We start from the raw sequence: 1169 nt of genomic DNA on the forward strand, positions 1-1169 counted from the left end.
ATGGCAAAAGAAAAGTTTGAACGCGTAAAACCGCACGTAAACGTTGGTACAATCGGCCACGTTGACCACGGTAAAACTACACTAACTGCAGCAATCACTAACGTACTTGCAAAAGTATACGGCGGTGTTGCTAAAGATTTCGCATCAATCGATAACGCTCCAGAAGAGCGCGAGCGTGGTATCACAATCTCAACTTCTCACGTTGAGTACGATACACCAACTCGTCACTACGCACACGTAGATTGTCCTGGACACGCCGATTATGTTAAAAACATGATCACTGGTGCTGCTCAAATGGACGGCGCTATCTTAGTAGTAGCTGCGACTGACGGCCCTATGCCACAAACGCGTGAGCACATCCTACTTTCTCGTCAGGTTGGCGTACCTTACATCGTTGTATTCATGAACAAATGTGACATGGTTGACGACGAAGAGCTACTTGAGCTAGTAGAAATGGAAGTTCGTGAACTTCTTTCTGAATACGACTTCCCAGGTGATGACTTACCACTAATTCAAGGTTCTGCTCTTAAAGCACTTGAAGGCGAAAAGCAGTGGGAAGACAAGATCGTTGAGCTTGCAGAAGCACTAGATTCTTACATCCCAGAGCCAGAGCGTGACATCGATAAGCCATTCATCATGCCTATCGAAGACGTTTTCTCAATCCAAGGCCGTGGTACAGTAGTAACTGGTCGTGTTGAAGCTGGTATCATCAACGTGAACGACGAAGTTGAAATCGTTGGTATTAAGGAGACTACTAAGTCTACTTGTACTGGTGTTGAAATGTTCCGTAAGCTTCTTGACGAAGGTCGTGCTGGTGAGAACATTGGTGCACTTTTACGTGGTACTAAGCGTGAAGACGTTGAACGTGGTCAAGTACTAGCTAAGCCTGGTTCAATCAACCCACACACTACATTCACTTCAGAAGTATACGTACTTTCTAAAGATGAAGGTGGTCGTCATACTCCTTTCTTCAAAGGTTACCGTCCACAGTTCTACTTCCGTACAACTGACGTAACAGGTGACGTACAGTTACCAGAAGGCGTAGAAATGGTAATGCCTGGTGATAACGTTAAGATGACAGTAACTCTAATCGCGCCAATCGCGATGGACGAAGGTCTTCGTTTCGCTATCCGTGAAGGTGGCCGTACTGTAGGTGCTGGTGTTGTAGC

At 45.9% G+C, this 1169-nt stretch carries 1 protein-coding gene; it reads left to right on the top strand.

The genetic code is table 11. The annotated features are described in order from the left end of the window. Window positions 1-1169 (top strand): elongation factor Tu (gene tuf, locus NQT65_RS20155; protein ID WP_256851919.1); only part of this gene is annotated, 1169 nt, incomplete at its 3' end.

It is taken from the genome of Pseudoalteromonas agarivorans, from assembly GCF_024518735.1.
GTDB lineage: Bacteria > Pseudomonadota > Gammaproteobacteria > Enterobacterales > Alteromonadaceae > Pseudoalteromonas > Pseudoalteromonas atlantica.